The following is a 14,310-nucleotide window of genomic DNA, read 5'->3' as shown; positions in this document are numbered from 1 at the left end:
CACATGACGACGACTGAAGCAAGCAGAAACACCATCGGTGGCCGCGCGGTTCGGTGGCCCGCCAGGAACCGGGCTTACCGAACAAGGGCTTGAACCGAAAGACTGCCAAATTGGATACCCGCAAGACCGTGCCGCTGATCGTCGCATCGGCCCTCATCATGCAGCAGATCGATTCGACGGCGATCGCCACGGCTCTGCCGACGATTGCCGACGCGCTCGGCGAACCGCCGCTGGCGCTGCATTCGACGATCACCGTCTACGTGCTGTCGCTCGGCGTGTTCCTGCCCTTGAGCGGCTGGCTTGCCGATCGTTTCGGCGCCCGGCGGGTGTTCTGCTCGGCGATCGCGCTGTTCACCCTCGCCTCGCTGCTCTGCGCCGCTTCGACCAGCCTCACCATGCTGATCGCCGCCCGCGCCCTGCAGGGTTTCGGCGGTGCGCTGATGCTGCCGACGGCGCGGCTGATCCTGGTGCGTTCGGTACCGCGCGAGGAACTGGTGTCCGCCATGGTGCTGATGAGCATGCCGGCGGTGGTCGGCCCGGCGATCGGGCCGCTGCTCGGCGGCTTCATCACCGGCGTCAGCTCATGGCACTGGATCTTCTGGATCAACCTGCCGGTCGGCATCGTTGCGATCATCCTGACGCTCGCGCTGATCGAGAAGATCCCGCCAACCGAACGCACCTCCTTCGATTTTCCGGGCTTCGTCCTCACCGGCGCCGGCATCGGCGCGGTCATCTTCGGCTTCGATTCCTTCGCCCGCGGCATGAATTCGAGTGCGCTGGTCCTGGCAGTGGTCGGCTTCTCGATGCTCGGCCTTTACATCCGCCATGCGCGCAACACGCCGAACGCGATCCTCGACCTGAAACTCTTCCGGTATCCGACATTCCGCTCCAGCGTCACCGGCGGTTCGCTGTTCAGGATCAGCATGGGCGCCCTGCCGTTCATGCTGCCGCTGCTGATGCAGGAGGTTTTCCGCTACACGCCGCTGCAATCCGGCGCGATCACCTTCGTGTCGACGATCGGCGCCTTCGGCATGCGAACCATGACGAGACGTATCCTGCGCCGTTTCGGCTTCCGTAACGTGCTCTTGTGGAACGCGCTGATCGCCAGCGTGTCGATGGCGCTGCTGGCCACTTTCACGCCCGCCACGGCACCGGCCATCATGGTCGCCATCATCCTGCTCGGCGGCTTTTTCAGGGCCTTGCAGTTCACATCGCTGAACACGCTGACATTTGCAGAGGCGGAAGATTCCGAGATGAGCCACGCGACGTCCCTGTCGCAGATGGCGCAACGCATCGCCCAGAGTACCGGCGTCGCGATGTCGGCCATGCTCTTGCATTATTTTTCCGGCGGCTCCGGGACGCTCACCAATTTCGCCTTCGCGATGTCCTTCGTCATCATCGCGATCATTTCCGCATCTTCATGCTTCTCGTTCTTCCGCCTGTCCGAGACGGCCGGCGACGTGCTTTCGGGCCGGAACAAGAAGATGAAGGAAGAACCGATCGTCGCCGAACAGGCCGACGCGGCGGAGTAAGGGCGGCCGCCGGCGTGAAGCGGACATGGCTTGTGTTAAAGCTCGCCGACTTATGCCGGCGAGCCCTCCGCGGCTGCGACCCCGTTTTGTGATCGGTTGCAGCCGACGTGAGCAGACGCGCGAACGAGCCATCGGCCGGGCAGTCCAGCTACGGACGCGCGGGCGGGCGGTTCGCGGAAACGCGATCGTTTCCTCTCTTCGATCCTTCAGTCCGCGAGCGGACTATTGGACGAGGGAAGCGGCGTTTCGTGTCGTTGGAGCTTTGGTCGGGTTTGCGTCGACCGGGACGATATCGACTACCTCGGAGAGCAGGAACTGCTTCGGAGAACCGCAAATGGTGGCGTAGACGATCCGGTCTAATATTTTCAGGCTTTCGGACACGAATGTCCTTTGGTCGCCATTGTCGAGCACCGATACAACGTACATGTTGATCCCATAGAGGTTAGGCGCGCAGGTCATTCGCGCACCGACATTTCTAAGCGAGCCATGGTTAACGCGACGTTAATCCTGGGAGACCCCGTGCCAAAAGTGCCGCTTCCTTGACCATCCGCCTCCGAAACTCACACCTTACGCTCTGACCCTTGAAACACATCAGCTGACATGCTAGTTACAGCACAAGAAACTTAGCACACTAACATTAAGCTCACGATGAAACCTGATCCGATCGCATCCGAATTCTTCGAAGCGTTGACCAAGGTCAGCCGCAAGATCCGTACTGCCTTCAACCAGCAGGTGACGGCGCATGGGCTGACCTATCCCCGCGCCCGCGCCCTGTTCCGCCTCGCCAAGAAGCAGAACATGAACCAGAGCGAGCTGGCCTGCGAGCTGGAGCTCGAACAGGCCACCATGGTGCGCCTTCTGGATCGTATGGAAGAAAACGGCCTGATCGAACGCCGGCCGGATCCGAACGACCGCCGCGTCAAGCTTCTGTTCCTGACGGCTCATGGCCAGGAACAGGCAGACCTCGTCCGCTCGATCGGCGACCGTATGCGCGAGCAGATCTTTCAGAATATCGACGCCGACCAAATGCAGATCGCTATGACGCTGTTCGACCGGATCTCGGCCAATATCGGCGAGCTGGAGGATATCGATGTCCTCGCGTGAGACAGCAGCAAGGCAGGAAGACGCGACCATCATACGGCCGGATTTCCGCAGAAACGCGGAGCCGGCCGAAACCGTTGCGGCTATCGAATCGGCGCCGGAGCCCGCCGCCTCTTCGCCTGCGCCCGCGTTCGTGCCCAAATCCTGCATGATGGTTGCCGCCTATATGCTGGCCGGCACGCTGATCGCCCTGACGCAGGGACTCGGCATGAGCTTCATCTCCACCAACCTGCAGCAGATCGCCGGCCCGATGGATCTGACCCAGACCGAAGCCACCTGGCTGATGGCGGCCTATCTCTTCCCGAATGCCAGCCTGACGCTGCTGCTCTTCAAAGTGCGGGCCCAATACGGCCTCCGGAACTTCGCCGAGGTGGCGATCGTCGTCTATGTGCTCGTCTGCCTGGCGCATTTCTGGACGGACAGTTACGAGAGCGCGCTGGCACTGCGTTTCTTTGCAGGCGTCGCCGCGGCGCCGATGACCTCGCTTGGTTTCCTCTATATTCTCGAGCCGATCTCCCCGGCAAAGAAGATGAGCATAGGCCTCTGCGCCTCGCTGACGGCGCTGGCCCTCCCCTCGCCGGTGACCGGCCTCATCTCGCCGTATCTCCTGGATATCGGCGGCTACCATGCGCTCTATCTCGTCGAGATGGGGCTCGCCATGGTCTCGCTCGGCCTCGTTTACGTGCTGCCGCTCGCCTCGCCGCCGCGTGCGAAAGTGATCAGCAGCCTCGATGTCATCAGCTACGTCTTCCTCGCCATCGGGCTCGGCTGTTTTGCCGTAGTGTTCACCGTTGGCCGGCTCTATTGGTGGACGGCGGTCGACTGGCTCGCCTGGATGATCATCGCCGGCATCGCCGCCTCCGCGATCTTTGCGGCGATCGAGCTCAACCGGAAGAACCATCTGGTCGATATCCGCTGGCTCACCTCCCGAGAGATCCTGCATTTCACCGGCGCTCTGATGGTGTCTCGCCTCGTGTTTTCCGAACAGACCAGCGGCGCGATCAATTTTCTGCGCAATGCCGGCATGCTGAACGAGCAGATGGCCGGGCTCTACTGGGTCATCCTCGCCGGTGCCGTCGCTTCAGGCGTCGTCTGCGCCATGATCATGAAGCCCGGCCGCGCCTCGGCGATCCACGCCGTCTCGCTGCTGCTGGTGGCGGTCGGCAGCTACATGGATAGCCAGTCGACCATCCTCACCCGGCCGGAACAAATGTATCTCAGCCAGTTCCTGGTGAGCTTCGCGAGCGGCCTCTTCCTGCCGCCAGCGTTGATGATCGGCATGGGCGCTGCGATGAAACGCGGCCCGAGCTACATCCTCTCCTTCATCGTCGTTTTCCTCGCCACCCAAAAGGTCGGCGGTTATCTGGGCAGCGCCCTCTACGGCACCTTCGTGCAGTGGCGCGAGCAGTTCCATTCCTTCCGGCTGGTCTCCGAGCTCGCCTCGACCGATCCGCTCGTGGCAACCCGGCTGATTCAGCTCGGCGGCGCCTATGGCAAGGTGCTGACAGACCCCAACCAGCAGGTGGTGCAAGGCGCCGCCCTCCTCGCCAGGCAGGTGCAGCAGCAGGCCTATGCGCTCGCCTACAACGACTCCTTTCTGCTGACCGCTTGGGCCTCGCTCGCAGCGCTTGCCTTCCTTCTCCTTCACCTCGCCTGGCGCAACTACCACCGGCTTTTGCCAATCAAGACCCCGACGCCCGCCGCTGCCTGAAGCCCCGAGCGGGCCTCCCAGAACAAGAACCGAAGAACAAGAAACGAAACTGCCATGTCCAAGATCTTCCGCTTCATCGCCACCTATGTGGCACTTGCCATCGGCGCCGCCGGCATCGTCGTGGTGCTTTATGCCTGGAACCTGCCGCCCTTCCACGGCACGATCGAGACGACCAACGACGCCTATGTGCGCGGCCAGGTGACCATCCTCAGCCCGCAGCTTGCCGGTTACCTCACCGAAGTGCCGGTGCAGGACTACCAGCGGGTCAGCCGAGGCGACCTGATCGCCAGGATCGACGACCGCATCTACGCCCAGAAGCTGGAACAGGCCAAAGCGGCGCTCGCAACAGCAGAAGCTTCGCTCTCCAATTCCGAACAGAGCCGCAAGTCGGCCGAAGCCAAGATCCAGTCCGCCAAGGCCGCCGTGGAAAGCGCCAACGCCGCCTTCGATGCCGCAAGAACCACCTACGACCGCACCCAGAGCCTGCTCGAAAAGAACATCGCCACCCAGAGCGAGGCCGAAAAGAACCGCGCCGCCTTCAACCAGGCGCAGGCCGCCGTCCACCAGGCCGAAGCCGCCGAACTCGTCACCGAGCAGGACCTCAACACAATCGTCGTCAGCCGCAAGTCGCTGGAGGCTAACGTCGAAAGCGCCAAGGCGGCGGTGAAGCTTGCCGAGATCGACCTTGCCAATACCCGCATCACCGCCCCGCAGGACGGTACGCTCGGCGAGGTCGCCGGTCGCATCGGCCAGTATGTCTCGATCGGCACCCAGATCGGCTCAGTCGTGCCTACCAAAGTCTGGGTGGTCGCCAATTTCAAGGAAACTCAGCTCGGCGGCATGACTGCCGGCCAGAAGGTGACCTTCACCGTCGATGCCCTGGGGTATGAAAAATTTACCGGCCGGATCGAGCGTTTCGCGCCGGCCACGGGTTCGGAATTCTCGGTCATCAAGGCCGACAACGCCACCGGCAACTTCACCAAGGTTGCCCAGCGCATCCCGGTCCGGATCGCCATTGAGCCGCGACAGAAACTCACCGACAGGCTCGTCCCTGGCATGTCGGCGGTCGCAAGCGTAGACCTCGCCCAAGATGGCGGGGCGGTGGCCGAGGCCAAGCTCGACTGATCGCCAACCGGCGATCAGGAACTCGCCTCTGACGATCCGACGGACAACGCCCCGCGCCTGTTCGGTATTCTTGCGGAGCGCTTTGTTGTCGGCCGGCTGGATCTGTGCGCCGGCGCGCATGAAATGGGTGGTCGCCACTCGTTTTCGGCCTGTAATACTTCGGACCTCATGTTACGGGGCTCCAACATGTCGCCATTGTTGGCACCGCACGCATCGCCGCCGGGCGTCGCAATAGTCACGAATTTCAAGCCCATCGAAGCTCTGCGGCGCGAGAAACCGGCGTCGCAGGGGACCACGCCGAAAAGACCCGCGTGTTCGTCCGTGTCCCTGGAAGGCGTCCTCCGGTGCACCATCCACACCACCCACCCATTCCTCATTTGACGCGCCGCAGCAATCGGCTAACATTGGTGGAAACTCCAGGTATTTCCCATGAGCGTCCGCCCTCCCCAGTCGTTCCATCAGCCAGGATTCGCCAATACCGGCTTCAACCTCCTCGAATACGAGCTGATGTCCGAGCGCGCGGCAGCGCTGGGGCGGCAGGGGCTGAAGGTGGAGGAAGCGCTCGGAGCGTTGAATGCCTGGAACCCGGAACGCGACAGCGAGGTGCTGCGAGAGAGGCTTCGCGACGAAGCGGCGGATGCCGTCTGGGGGCTGTTCATCCAGCGCGAAATCTGCGGTCTTCGGAACAATCGCGACATCATCAAGCGGTATGCGATCCCGAGCGAGGTGCTTGCGAGGGTGGGGGCGGTCCGCAAGTGAAATCCGTTCCCCAGGTGAAATTCGAAGTGAAACATGAAATTGCCCGCAGGCCGCTGATCGAAGCGCTGCGGCTGAATGATGGATTTGAGCAATGTCCAGACCGGTGATCGGCGTGATCGGCAATACCCATAGTGTCGAAAACCGCTTTTCCGCGCAGCTCGTCGGTGAGCAGAACCTCAGGGCGATCGCGGACGTTACCGGCGCCCTGCCGCTGATGTTTGCCGGCAACCCTAATATCACCGACATTCCGACTTTGCTCGACACCGTCGACGGCATCCTCTTGACCGGAGGCCGGGCGAATGTCCATCCGAGCCACTTCAACACCGAGCCGCATGCTCGCCACGAACCCTATGACCAGAACCGGGATGCGGTCGCCCTGCCGCTGATCAGCGCCTGCGTTGCCGCCGGCATACCTGTCTTCGGCATCTGTCGCGGCTTTCAGGAAATGAACGTCGCGGCCGGCGGCTCTCTGCACCCGGAGATCCGCGAGCTGCCCGGCCGCATGAACCACCGCATGCCGCGGCTGGAAAACGGCGAGATCCACCCGGACCTGACCGTCGTCTTTGCCGACAGGCACGACGTCCGGCTGACCCCGGACGGTACGTTCGCACGCCTGCTCGGCCGCGAGATGATCCGGGTCAATTCCCTCCACGGCCAGGGGATCGACGAGCTGGGAAACCGCATCATCGTCGAAGGCGTGGCGGAAGACGGCACGATCGAGGCGATCCGGTTCAAGGAGGCGGAAGGGTTTGCGCTGGGCGTCCAGTGGCATGCGGAATACGACCCGCAGATCAATCCCATCAACCGCGCCCTGTTCGAGGCCTTTGGCGAAGCCGTCCGGGCACGCAAGTACGCCGGCTGATATCTGCCATTCAACTTGCCGATCCGACCGCGGCGCATATAGTGCCCATCGTATTTTGGGGGATTCGGCGATGCGGGCAAACGCAAGGTATCTGGCAATTCTGTTGGCGGGCCTTACCGTCCTTGGTGCCGGAAACGTCCCGGCACGCGCCGATTTTTCAGGCCCGCTCAGCCCCGGCGCCTTCGAAGCGACGCTGAACATGGGGCCGATCGCCGAGACGCTGTGCCGGCAGATGCAGCGCAAGGGCAACCAGGCCCCGGCATCCGCCACCCCAGAGACCGCCCGGCCGGTGCGGCCGGACAGTTTCCGCTACGTCCCCTCGAAAGCCCGCCGCACGGCCAATCTCGCCGGCTTCGTCGCCAAGAGCCGGGCTGCCGATCCGAAGGGTGCGGACGACCTCGCCAAGCTGGTCGCCTCCCGCGACATCATCGAGGAAATGCGGACGCCGCTCGCCAAATATGGGTTGCGGATCGACAACCTGGCCGACGCCTATACGGTCTGGTGGATCGGCGCCTGGCAGGCGACGCGCGGTTCGACCGACGATCCGAGCCAGGCGGCAACGGCTGCCGTCAAGCAGCAGGTGATGCGCACCATGGCTTCGGTTCCCGAATTCGCCAACGCCAATGACAGCCTGAAGCAGTCCATGTCGGAAGCCCTGTTCATGCAGGCGCTGCTGCTCGGCGTCGGGCTGGAACAGGCCAAGGACAACGCCGCTCAGACCAAGGCGATCGGCCGTGCCGCCGCCGAAGGTGCACGCGGCATGGGGCTCGACCTCGCCTCGATGACGCTGACCGACGAAGGTTTCAAGCCGGCGGACTGAACCGGCCCGGTCGTGGCGGGCTTCGATGCCCCGATGATCTGCGCCGGGCTCGATACGGTGGAGCCCTCGTCGGCGAGTTGACAGGTGTCAACAAAGTCTTAATGGCGCGGCGGGCCGCGCCATCCTTTAACTCGCGTACCCCGTTCAGCCGTCTTGGCAAGCGGAGAAACCAGGAATAGCCTTGGTTCCGGAAGTTTGGAGGGCGACATGACATCGAGTTTCAATGTCCGCAACGCGGGCGGTTACGAGCAACTGATGGGGCGCTGGAGCCAGAGGCTGGCACCCCAGCTGATCGATTTCGCCGGTCTTGAAGACGGGGAAAGGGTTCTCGACGTCGGCTGCGGCACGGGAAGCCTGACATTCGCGCTGCCGAAGGCAGCCAATCTTTCCGAGATCGCAGCGATCGACTATTCGCCCGTCTTCGTCGAAGAGGCGATCCGCCGCAACACCGATCCGAGGATCAGGATCAGCCAGGCGGATGCCTGTGCGCTGCCATTCGAGGACGGTTATTTCGACCGGGCGATGGCGCTTCTCGTCCTGCATTTCGTACCGGAAGCGGACAAGGCCGTCGCCGAAATGCGGCGCGTGGTGCGGCCGGGCGGGGTGGTGGCGGCCACCGTCTGGGATCATCTCGGCGGCATGCCCGCCATGCGGATGATGTGGGACACGGTCTCGATGCTGGACGACCAAGCCCGGCAGGTGCGAAGCCATCATTTCTTCCAGCCGATGATGCAGCCGGGCGAGATGAAGGACAGCTTCATCCGTCAGGGCCTCGTCGACGTGGCGGAAGTCTCGCTGATGATCCGGATGGATTTTCAGTCCTTCGACGACTACTGGGCGCCGATCGCCGCCGGCGAAGGACCGCTCGGCAAATATGTGGCCTCGCTCGACCCGGCGCTTCGGGCGAAAACCGACGCCGCGGTCAGGGCCGCCTACGAGGCGGGCAGGCCGGACGGTCCGCGTTCGTTCGTCTCCGTCGCCTGGGCCTGTCGGGGTGTGGTTCCCTCAGCCTGATCGTCTGACACTGAAAGCACAGCGCCCTCCCCGCATTTCCGCCGGGAGGGCGTTCGTCATCCAATCCGGTTCGACCAATCAATGCGTCGTGTTCGCCTGACCACCCTTCTTCTTCGCATCATGGGTATGGTGGCTGTCGCGTTCGCCGCCGCCGCCCGAAACGCGGCTGGTGGAGCGCAGATCGTCATCGGCCGGCGGCTTCTTCACTTCCAGCGGCACACCCTTTTTCGCGTTGGGGGCATTTTCATGGGACGCGCCTGGCCCGCCCTGGCGGATGCTTGCGGGTGTCTTCTGCGATGTCGACATGATGAACTCCCTATCGGTCCTGCTGATAACCCTGATGGGTTGTGTTGACCTTGGTATTGCCTTGCTGGCCCTGCTTGCCGGGATCGTTCGCCGCCTGGAGCTTGCCGGGCTTGATATCGGACGGATGGGCCTGTTCGCCGGAGCCCTTGTGGCTCAGGTTTTCCGGGGGCGTCGGGGGAAGTTTGCTGCTCATGAAGGGTCTCCTTTTCTTGCGGTTTCCCACTGGTCTAACCCGCAGCGAGTCACGATGTTCCATCCGACGCGTTGTTGCCGCCGGGGTTGAGGAACCCCCGCCGCGCTCTCGCGTTCGAACAGGTTAAAGAGGCCGGGAGGGCATCGATGAACGACTTTCAGGATCAGCTTGCCGCCGCGATCAACCAGGCTGCATTGCCGATAGAACGCAAATGGTGGCACACCGCCACCGTCTACCAGGTCTATCCGCGCAGTTTCTGCGATCTCAACGGCGATGGCGTCGGCGATATTCCCGGCATCACCTCCAAGCTCGACTATCTGAAATCCCTCGGTATCGACGTGATCTGGCTGTCGCCGATCTACAAGTCGCCGATGGACGACAACGGCTACGACATTTCCGATTACCAGGACATCGCCCCGGAATTCGGCACGCTTGCCGATTTCGACAGGCTGGTATCGGAGGCGCGGAACCGGGGCATCGGCATCGTCCTCGATCTCGTCGTCAACCACACGTCGGACGAACATCCGTGGTTCGTCGAGAGCCGCAAGGGCCCGGGCAATCCGTTCCGCGATTTCTACATCTGGCGCAAACCCGCTGCGGATGGCGGGCCGCCGAACAGCCTCAAATCCTCCTTCGGCGGGCCGGCCTGGACGCTCGATACCTTGAGCGGCGAATATTACCTGCATCTGTTTTCGACCCGCCAGCCGGATCTCAACTGGGAAAACCCCGCGGTCCGAGCCGAGATCTACAAGATGATGAACTGGTGGCTGGAGCGCGGCATTGCCGGTTTCCGCATGGATGTCATCGACTATATCGGCAAGCAGGTGGACCATGAGATCGTCCACGACGGCCCGCACCTGCACGACTACCTGCAGGAAATGAACCGCAAAACATTCGGCAATCGCGATATCCTGACCGTCGGAGAGACCTGGAGCGCGACGCCCGGTTCGGCTCTCCTCTATTCCGGCCGCAACCGCCACGAACTGTCGATGGTCTTCCAGTTCGAGCACGTCACCCAGCAATGGGACGAGGTGTTCGGCAAATGGCGCTCGAAACCGTTCGACCTGGTGAAGCTGAAATCGGTGCTTGGAAAATGGCAATACGCGCTATCGGATGACGGCTGGAATTCGCTGTTCTGGGGTAATCACGACCTGCCCCGGGCCGTCTCCAAATATGGCGATGCGACCGGTTATCCGGTGGAATCGGCCAAGATGCTGGCGACCGTGCTGCACCTGATGAAGGGCACGCCCTTCATCTACCAAGGCGAGGAGATCGGCATGACCAACGTGCCGTTCACGACGATCGAGCAGTATCGCGACATCGAGACGCTCAACATGCACCGCCTCCATATCGAGGCCGGCCTGTCGCCCGAGGAATTCATCAAGGGCGCCAACGAAAACGCCCGTGACAACGCCCGCACTCCGATGCAATGGAGCGCTGCGCCCTATGGCGGCTTCTCGACCGGCGTGCCGTGGATCGAGGTCAATCCCAATTACCCGAAGATCAATGCGGAAGCGGAAATGACCGACGAGACGTCGATCTGGAACCATTACCGCAAGCTGATCGCACTCCGCAAAACCCACGAGGTGATCGTCTACGGCACCTACCAGAGCTGGCTCGACAGCCATCCGGACGTGTTCGTTTATTCACGAACGCTCGACGGGGAGCGGTTGGTGGTGGCGGCAAATTTCACGGCGAGGGACCTGACCGTCGAGCTGCCCGGGGAATTGCGGCTGTCGGGGCAAGGCCTGATTTCGAACTACGAATTGGTGGATGCGCTTGGCGAGAACCTGACGCTGAAACCCTATGAGGCTTTTGCGGTTCTGGCGCGAACGCTTTGAAAAGACGCGTCACTCATCTGCGGACCAGTCAGAGGGAAAATCCATGCCCCGCGGAAGAATACGCAGGATATTGACCCTGTCCTTCTCGACGACGAACGCTATGGCGGCACTGCGTTCAAATCCTATGACGCGTAAGCCAGGGTGGATATGGCCCGAACAGGTCCGCGGTGGGGAAATGCCGAGAGGCTCATGCAGGCCGCTTCAATTCGATCGATATAGTTTCCAGCGCGCTCATACCCTGCCTCTTGGGCAATTCTCAGGTAGATCCGCCGGAGGTCAGTGACGGCTGCCGGTCGAAACTCGACATTATGATCCACGCTTGTCGGCTTTCGCCTGGCTGGCATGGAATTCGCGAAGTTCCGCGAATACTTTGGCGGCCGGAATACTGGGGCGCGGATCGTCCATGGCTTCCTGAACCTTCAGGCGCATGATTTCGTCCAGGGCTTCCCTTTCCCGCTCGAGTGCGCGCAGAGCAGCGCGCACCGCCTCGCTGGCGGAGTCATAGTCCCCCGATTCCACCATGGCATCGAGAACTTTCTGCTGTTTACCGAGTGTCAGGGTGATGGATTTGTTGGTGCGCATGTCAGCCTATCCTTTTACGCTGCCCTATCTTGCAACACGACAGTGTCTTGCGCAATCTCCCGCGGGCTGTGCCTAGTTCCTCACCCGCAGCAGCCGCAGCGCATTGATCGTCACCAGCACCGTCGCCCCGGTGTCCGCAAGGATCGCCGGCCACAGTCCAGTGATCCCCAGGATGGTCGTGACCAGGAAGACCGCCTTCAGGCCGAGCGCGATCGAGATGTTCTGGTAGATGTTGCGCATCGTCCGCTTCGACAGCGCGATCATCGCCGCGATGTCGCCGACCCGGCCGTGCAGCGCTGCGGCATCGGCAGTTTCGAGCGCCACGTCGGTGCCTCCGCCCATCGCGATGCCGACATCGGCGGCTGCGAGTGCCGGGGCGTCGTTGATGCCGTCGCCGACCTTGCCGACCACGTAACCCTCGCTTTTCAGCTCACCGACGATGCGGCTCTTGTCTTCCGGCATCAGCTCGGCACGTACCTCGATGCCGAGATCCTTGCCGATCGCGGTCGCGGTGCGAGCATTGTCGCCGGTCAGCATCACGGTCCTGATGCCGGCATCGGTCAGCGCCTTCAGGCCGGCCCTGGCGTCGGGACGCGGTTCGTCGCGCATGGCGATGGCACCGGCAAGGACCCCGCCGACGACCAGCACCGAGACGGTCTTGCCCTCGTCATTGAGGCCGGTGATCCGGCGGCCATGCGCCATCGGCAGCGAAACCCGCTCGGCCGCTGCCTTGGGCGAACCGAAAAACACCTCCTGGCCTTCGACCATCGCCGTGACGCCCTTGCCGCCGAGCGCCCTGGCATCCGTCGCGGCCGGAATCTCGACCTCGTCATCGGCAGCCTTGGCAAGGATGGCGACGGCGAGCGGATGGCTGGAGCCGGTTTCGAGCGCGGCGGCAAAGCGCAGCACGTCTTCCGCATTGCGGCCGAAGGCGATGACATCGGTCACCTGGGGCCTGCCGGCCGTCAACGTGCCGGTCTTGTCGAGCGCGACGGCGGTGATCTTGCCGAGCGTTTCGAGTACCGCGCCACCCTTCATCAGCAGGCCGCGGCGGGCACCTGACGACAGCGATGCGGCGATTGCGGCAGGCGTCGAGATGACCAGCGCACAGGGGCAGCCGATCAGCAGGATCGCCAGGCCCTTGTAGACCCACTCGCTCCAGGACGCACCGCCGACAAGCGGTGGCAGGATGGCGACCAGCGCCGCCACTGCGACGACACCCGGCGTGTAATACCGCGAGAACCGGTCGATAAAGCGTTCGGTCGGGGCCTTGCTCTCCTGCGCCTCCTCGACCAGCCGCACCACGCGGGCAATCGTATTGTCCTCGGCGGCGGCCGTCACGCGAACCCGCAAGGCGGCATCGCCGTTGATCGTGCCGGCAAAAACCGTGTCGTCGATGCCCTTGGAGACCGGCGTGCTTTCGCCCGTCACCGGCGCTTCGTCGATCGCGCTTTCGCCCGCGATGATGACGCCGTCCGCCGAAATGCGGTCGCCGGGACGAACGAGGATGATCGCGCCGACGGCAAGGCGATCGGCCGGTACTTCGCGGGTCTGGCCGTTTTCTTCGAGCAGCGCGTTTTTCGGCACCAGCGCCGTCAGGCTCTGGATGCTCTGCCGCGCCTTGCCGGCCGCCACCCCTTCCAGCAATTCGCCGATCAGGAAAAGGAAGACCACGGCGGCGGCCTCTTCCGACGCATTGATGACAACAGCGCCGACGGCGGCAATCGTCATCAGCATCTCGATCGAAAACGGCGTGCCGGCAAGTGCTGCCATGATGGCGCGCCGGGCAATCGGCACGAGGCCGATCAGCATCGCGGCGGTGAAGATATAGGCGTCATAGGCCGGCACCAGATGGCCGATCCCGTAAGCCACCGCCAACGCAATGCCGACCAGGATGGTCAGGCGGCCCTTGGCCGATTTCCACCACGGCCCGTCCATCGGCCCGTGATCATGGCCGTGCAGGTCTTCGATTTCTGTTGTTCTGTGGTCGTGGTGGGAATGATCTTGCCCGCCGTCATGGTCATGATGATGATGGTGGTCGTGCGTCTTGCCGATCTCCCCCCTTGAGGGGGAGATGCCCGGCAGGGCAGAGGGGGGTAACCCCTCGACACCGCGCCGCCGCGCATCCTCACCGGCCTTCTGACCCAGCGCCCTGAGCGAATACCCAAGCCCTACGACCTTCTTCTCGATCGCACCCAGATCGCCGGTCCCGTCATGCTTCACAGTCATCGTGCCCGACGCGACCGAAACGGACACGTCCTCGACGCCCGGCATGCGGCGCACCGCGGTGTCGATCTTCGTCGCGCAGCTGGCGCAATCCATGCCCCCAACCTTGTATCGTGCCTGTGTCGTCGCGTTCATCGTGTCTTTCCCATTGGATCGAGCCCCGTCTCTACAACCTCTAGCGACTAGAGCTGCAAGGCCCAAAATCAGAAAAAATCACTGGCGAAGCGCATTATCTTTG

General features: G+C 62.9%; 15 protein-coding genes. 9 read left to right on the top strand and 6 right to left on the bottom strand.

The genetic code is table 11. The features are described from left to right. Positions 1-110: 110 nt before the first annotated feature. Positions 111-1,532, top strand: coding sequence for a DHA2 family efflux MFS transporter permease subunit (locus RG540_RS23310; protein WP_041363940.1), 1,422 nt, complete (start codon positions 111-113; stop codon positions 1,530-1,532). 222 nt (positions 1,533-1,754) lie between these two features. On the opposite strand, the gene RG540_RS23305 is transcribed toward RG540_RS23310, so the two are convergent. Next, a complete protein-coding gene (locus tag RG540_RS23305; RefSeq protein ID WP_155414591.1) occupies positions 1,755-1,958 on the bottom strand; it encodes a hypothetical protein in 204 nt (67 codons plus the stop codon). Positions 1,959-2,180: 222 nt separating this feature from the next. On the opposite strand from RG540_RS23305, the gene RG540_RS23300 reads away from it, so the two are divergent. From RG540_RS23300 to RG540_RS23270, 7 genes are all read left to right on the top strand, one after another. Further along, positions 2,181-2,636, top strand: coding sequence for a MarR family winged helix-turn-helix transcriptional regulator (locus RG540_RS23300; RefSeq protein ID WP_041363935.1), 456 nt, complete (start codon positions 2,181-2,183; stop codon positions 2,634-2,636). Next, entirely contained in the window at positions 2,623-4,344 is a 1,722-nt protein-coding gene (locus RG540_RS23295) for an efflux MFS transporter permease (protein WP_051909712.1), read from the top strand. The genes RG540_RS23300 and RG540_RS23295 overlap by 14 nt, the downstream gene beginning before the upstream one ends. Before the next feature lie 54 nt (positions 4,345-4,398). Next, positions 4,399-5,469 carry an HlyD family secretion protein gene (locus RG540_RS23290; protein WP_041363933.1) on the top strand — a complete coding sequence of 357 codons (1,071 nt, stop codon included), beginning with the start codon at positions 4,399-4,401 and terminating at the stop codon, positions 5,467-5,469. Between the two features lie 429 nt (positions 5,470-5,898). Next, entirely contained in the window at positions 5,899-6,228 is a 330-nt protein-coding gene (locus RG540_RS23285; RefSeq protein WP_041363931.1) for a DUF6665 family protein, read from the top strand. Positions 6,229-6,319: 91 nt separating this feature from the next. Continuing rightward, positions 6,320-7,090: a gamma-glutamyl-gamma-aminobutyrate hydrolase family protein gene (locus RG540_RS23280; RefSeq protein WP_041363928.1), complete on the top strand. Its 771-nt coding sequence runs from the start codon at positions 6,320-6,322 to the stop codon at positions 7,088-7,090. Between the two features lie 70 nt (positions 7,091-7,160). Beyond that, positions 7,161-7,910: a DUF6683 family protein gene (locus tag RG540_RS23275; RefSeq protein WP_157884671.1), complete on the top strand. Its 750-nt coding sequence runs from the start codon at positions 7,161-7,163 to the stop codon at positions 7,908-7,910. 207 nt (positions 7,911-8,117) lie between these two features. Next, positions 8,118-8,924 (top strand): class I SAM-dependent methyltransferase, encoded by an 807-nt coding sequence (locus RG540_RS23270; protein ID WP_041366243.1) that lies wholly within the window; start codon positions 8,118-8,120, stop codon positions 8,922-8,924. 78 nt (positions 8,925-9,002) lie between these two features. On the opposite strand, the gene RG540_RS23265 is transcribed toward RG540_RS23270, so the two are convergent. Both RG540_RS23265 and RG540_RS23260 read right to left on the bottom strand, forming a co-directional pair. After that, positions 9,003-9,230, bottom strand: coding sequence for a hypothetical protein (locus RG540_RS23265; RefSeq protein ID WP_041363923.1), 228 nt, complete (start codon positions 9,228-9,230; stop codon positions 9,003-9,005). A gap of 10 nt (positions 9,231-9,240) precedes the next feature. After that, positions 9,241-9,423, bottom strand: a complete 183-nt coding sequence (locus RG540_RS23260; protein WP_041363921.1) for a hypothetical protein — start codon at positions 9,421-9,423, stop codon at positions 9,241-9,243. Positions 9,424-9,569: 146 nt separating this feature from the next. Here RG540_RS23260 and RG540_RS23255 point away from each other — a divergent pair, with 146 nt between their 5' ends. Further along, a complete protein-coding gene (locus RG540_RS23255; protein WP_046599313.1) occupies positions 9,570-11,264 on the top strand; it encodes a glycoside hydrolase family 13 protein in 1,695 nt (564 codons plus the stop codon). A gap of 122 nt (positions 11,265-11,386) precedes the next feature. Here the strand turns inward: RG540_RS23255 and RG540_RS33215 are convergent, their stop codons facing one another. The 3 genes from RG540_RS33215 to RG540_RS23245 all read right to left on the bottom strand — a co-directional run bounded on the left by RG540_RS33215 (position 11,387) and on the right by RG540_RS23245 (position 14,207). Further along, entirely contained in the window at positions 11,387-11,608 is a 222-nt protein-coding gene (locus RG540_RS33215; RefSeq protein ID WP_244446747.1) for a type II toxin-antitoxin system RelE/ParE family toxin, read from the bottom strand. After that, a complete protein-coding gene (locus tag RG540_RS23250) occupies positions 11,571-11,846 on the bottom strand; it encodes a type II toxin-antitoxin system ParD family antitoxin (protein ID WP_041363919.1) in 276 nt (91 codons plus the stop codon). Before RG540_RS23250 ends, RG540_RS33215 begins: the two co-directional genes overlap by 38 nt. A 72-nt stretch (positions 11,847-11,918) precedes the next feature. Beyond that, positions 11,919-14,207 (bottom strand): heavy metal translocating P-type ATPase, encoded by a 2,289-nt coding sequence (locus RG540_RS23245; RefSeq protein ID WP_041363917.1) that lies wholly within the window; start codon positions 14,205-14,207, stop codon positions 11,919-11,921. Positions 14,208-14,310: the final 103 nt, after the last annotated feature.

This window comes from Neorhizobium galegae bv. orientalis str. HAMBI 540, assembly GCF_000731315.1.
Classification (GTDB): Bacteria; Pseudomonadota; Alphaproteobacteria; order Rhizobiales; family Rhizobiaceae; genus Neorhizobium; species Neorhizobium galegae.
This window is presented reverse-complemented; position numbering and strand designations above follow the sequence as displayed.

What these genes read in the sequence shown, in the direction of transcription:
- RG540_RS23285 (WP_041363931.1), top strand. Translation starts at nt 5,899, where the DNA reads ATGAGCGTCCGCCCTCCCCAGTCGTTCCATCAGCCAGGATTCGCCAAT.
- RG540_RS23305 (WP_155414591.1), bottom strand. Translation starts at nt 1,958, where the DNA reads ATGTACGTTGTATCGGTGCTCGACAATGGCGACCAAAGGACATTCGTG.
- RG540_RS23260 (WP_041363921.1), bottom strand. Translation starts at nt 9,423, where the DNA reads ATGAGCAGCAAACTTCCCCCGACGCCCCCGGAAAACCTGAGCCACAAG.
- RG540_RS23270 (WP_041366243.1), top strand. Translation starts at nt 8,118, where the DNA reads ATGACATCGAGTTTCAATGTCCGCAACGCGGGCGGTTACGAGCAACTG.
- RG540_RS23255 (WP_046599313.1), top strand. Translation starts at nt 9,570, where the DNA reads ATGAACGACTTTCAGGATCAGCTTGCCGCCGCGATCAACCAGGCTGCA.
- RG540_RS23245 (WP_041363917.1), bottom strand. Translation starts at nt 14,207, where the DNA reads ATGAACGCGACGACACAGGCACGATACAAGGTTGGGGGCATGGATTGC.
- RG540_RS23250 (WP_041363919.1), bottom strand. Translation starts at nt 11,846, where the DNA reads ATGCGCACCAACAAATCCATCACCCTGACACTCGGTAAACAGCAGAAA.
- RG540_RS23265 (WP_041363923.1), bottom strand. Translation starts at nt 9,230, where the DNA reads ATGTCGACATCGCAGAAGACACCCGCAAGCATCCGCCAGGGCGGGCCA.
- RG540_RS23290 (WP_041363933.1), top strand. Translation starts at nt 4,399, where the DNA reads ATGTCCAAGATCTTCCGCTTCATCGCCACCTATGTGGCACTTGCCATC.
- RG540_RS23295 (WP_051909712.1), top strand. Translation starts at nt 2,623, where the DNA reads ATGTCCTCGCGTGAGACAGCAGCAAGGCAGGAAGACGCGACCATCATA.
- RG540_RS23300 (WP_041363935.1), top strand. Translation starts at nt 2,181, where the DNA reads ATGAAACCTGATCCGATCGCATCCGAATTCTTCGAAGCGTTGACCAAG.
- RG540_RS33215 (WP_244446747.1), bottom strand. Translation starts at nt 11,608, where the DNA reads ATGCCAGCCAGGCGAAAGCCGACAAGCGTGGATCATAATGTCGAGTTT.
- RG540_RS23275 (WP_157884671.1), top strand. Translation starts at nt 7,161, where the DNA reads ATGCGGGCAAACGCAAGGTATCTGGCAATTCTGTTGGCGGGCCTTACC.
- RG540_RS23280 (WP_041363928.1), top strand. Translation starts at nt 6,320, where the DNA reads ATGTCCAGACCGGTGATCGGCGTGATCGGCAATACCCATAGTGTCGAA.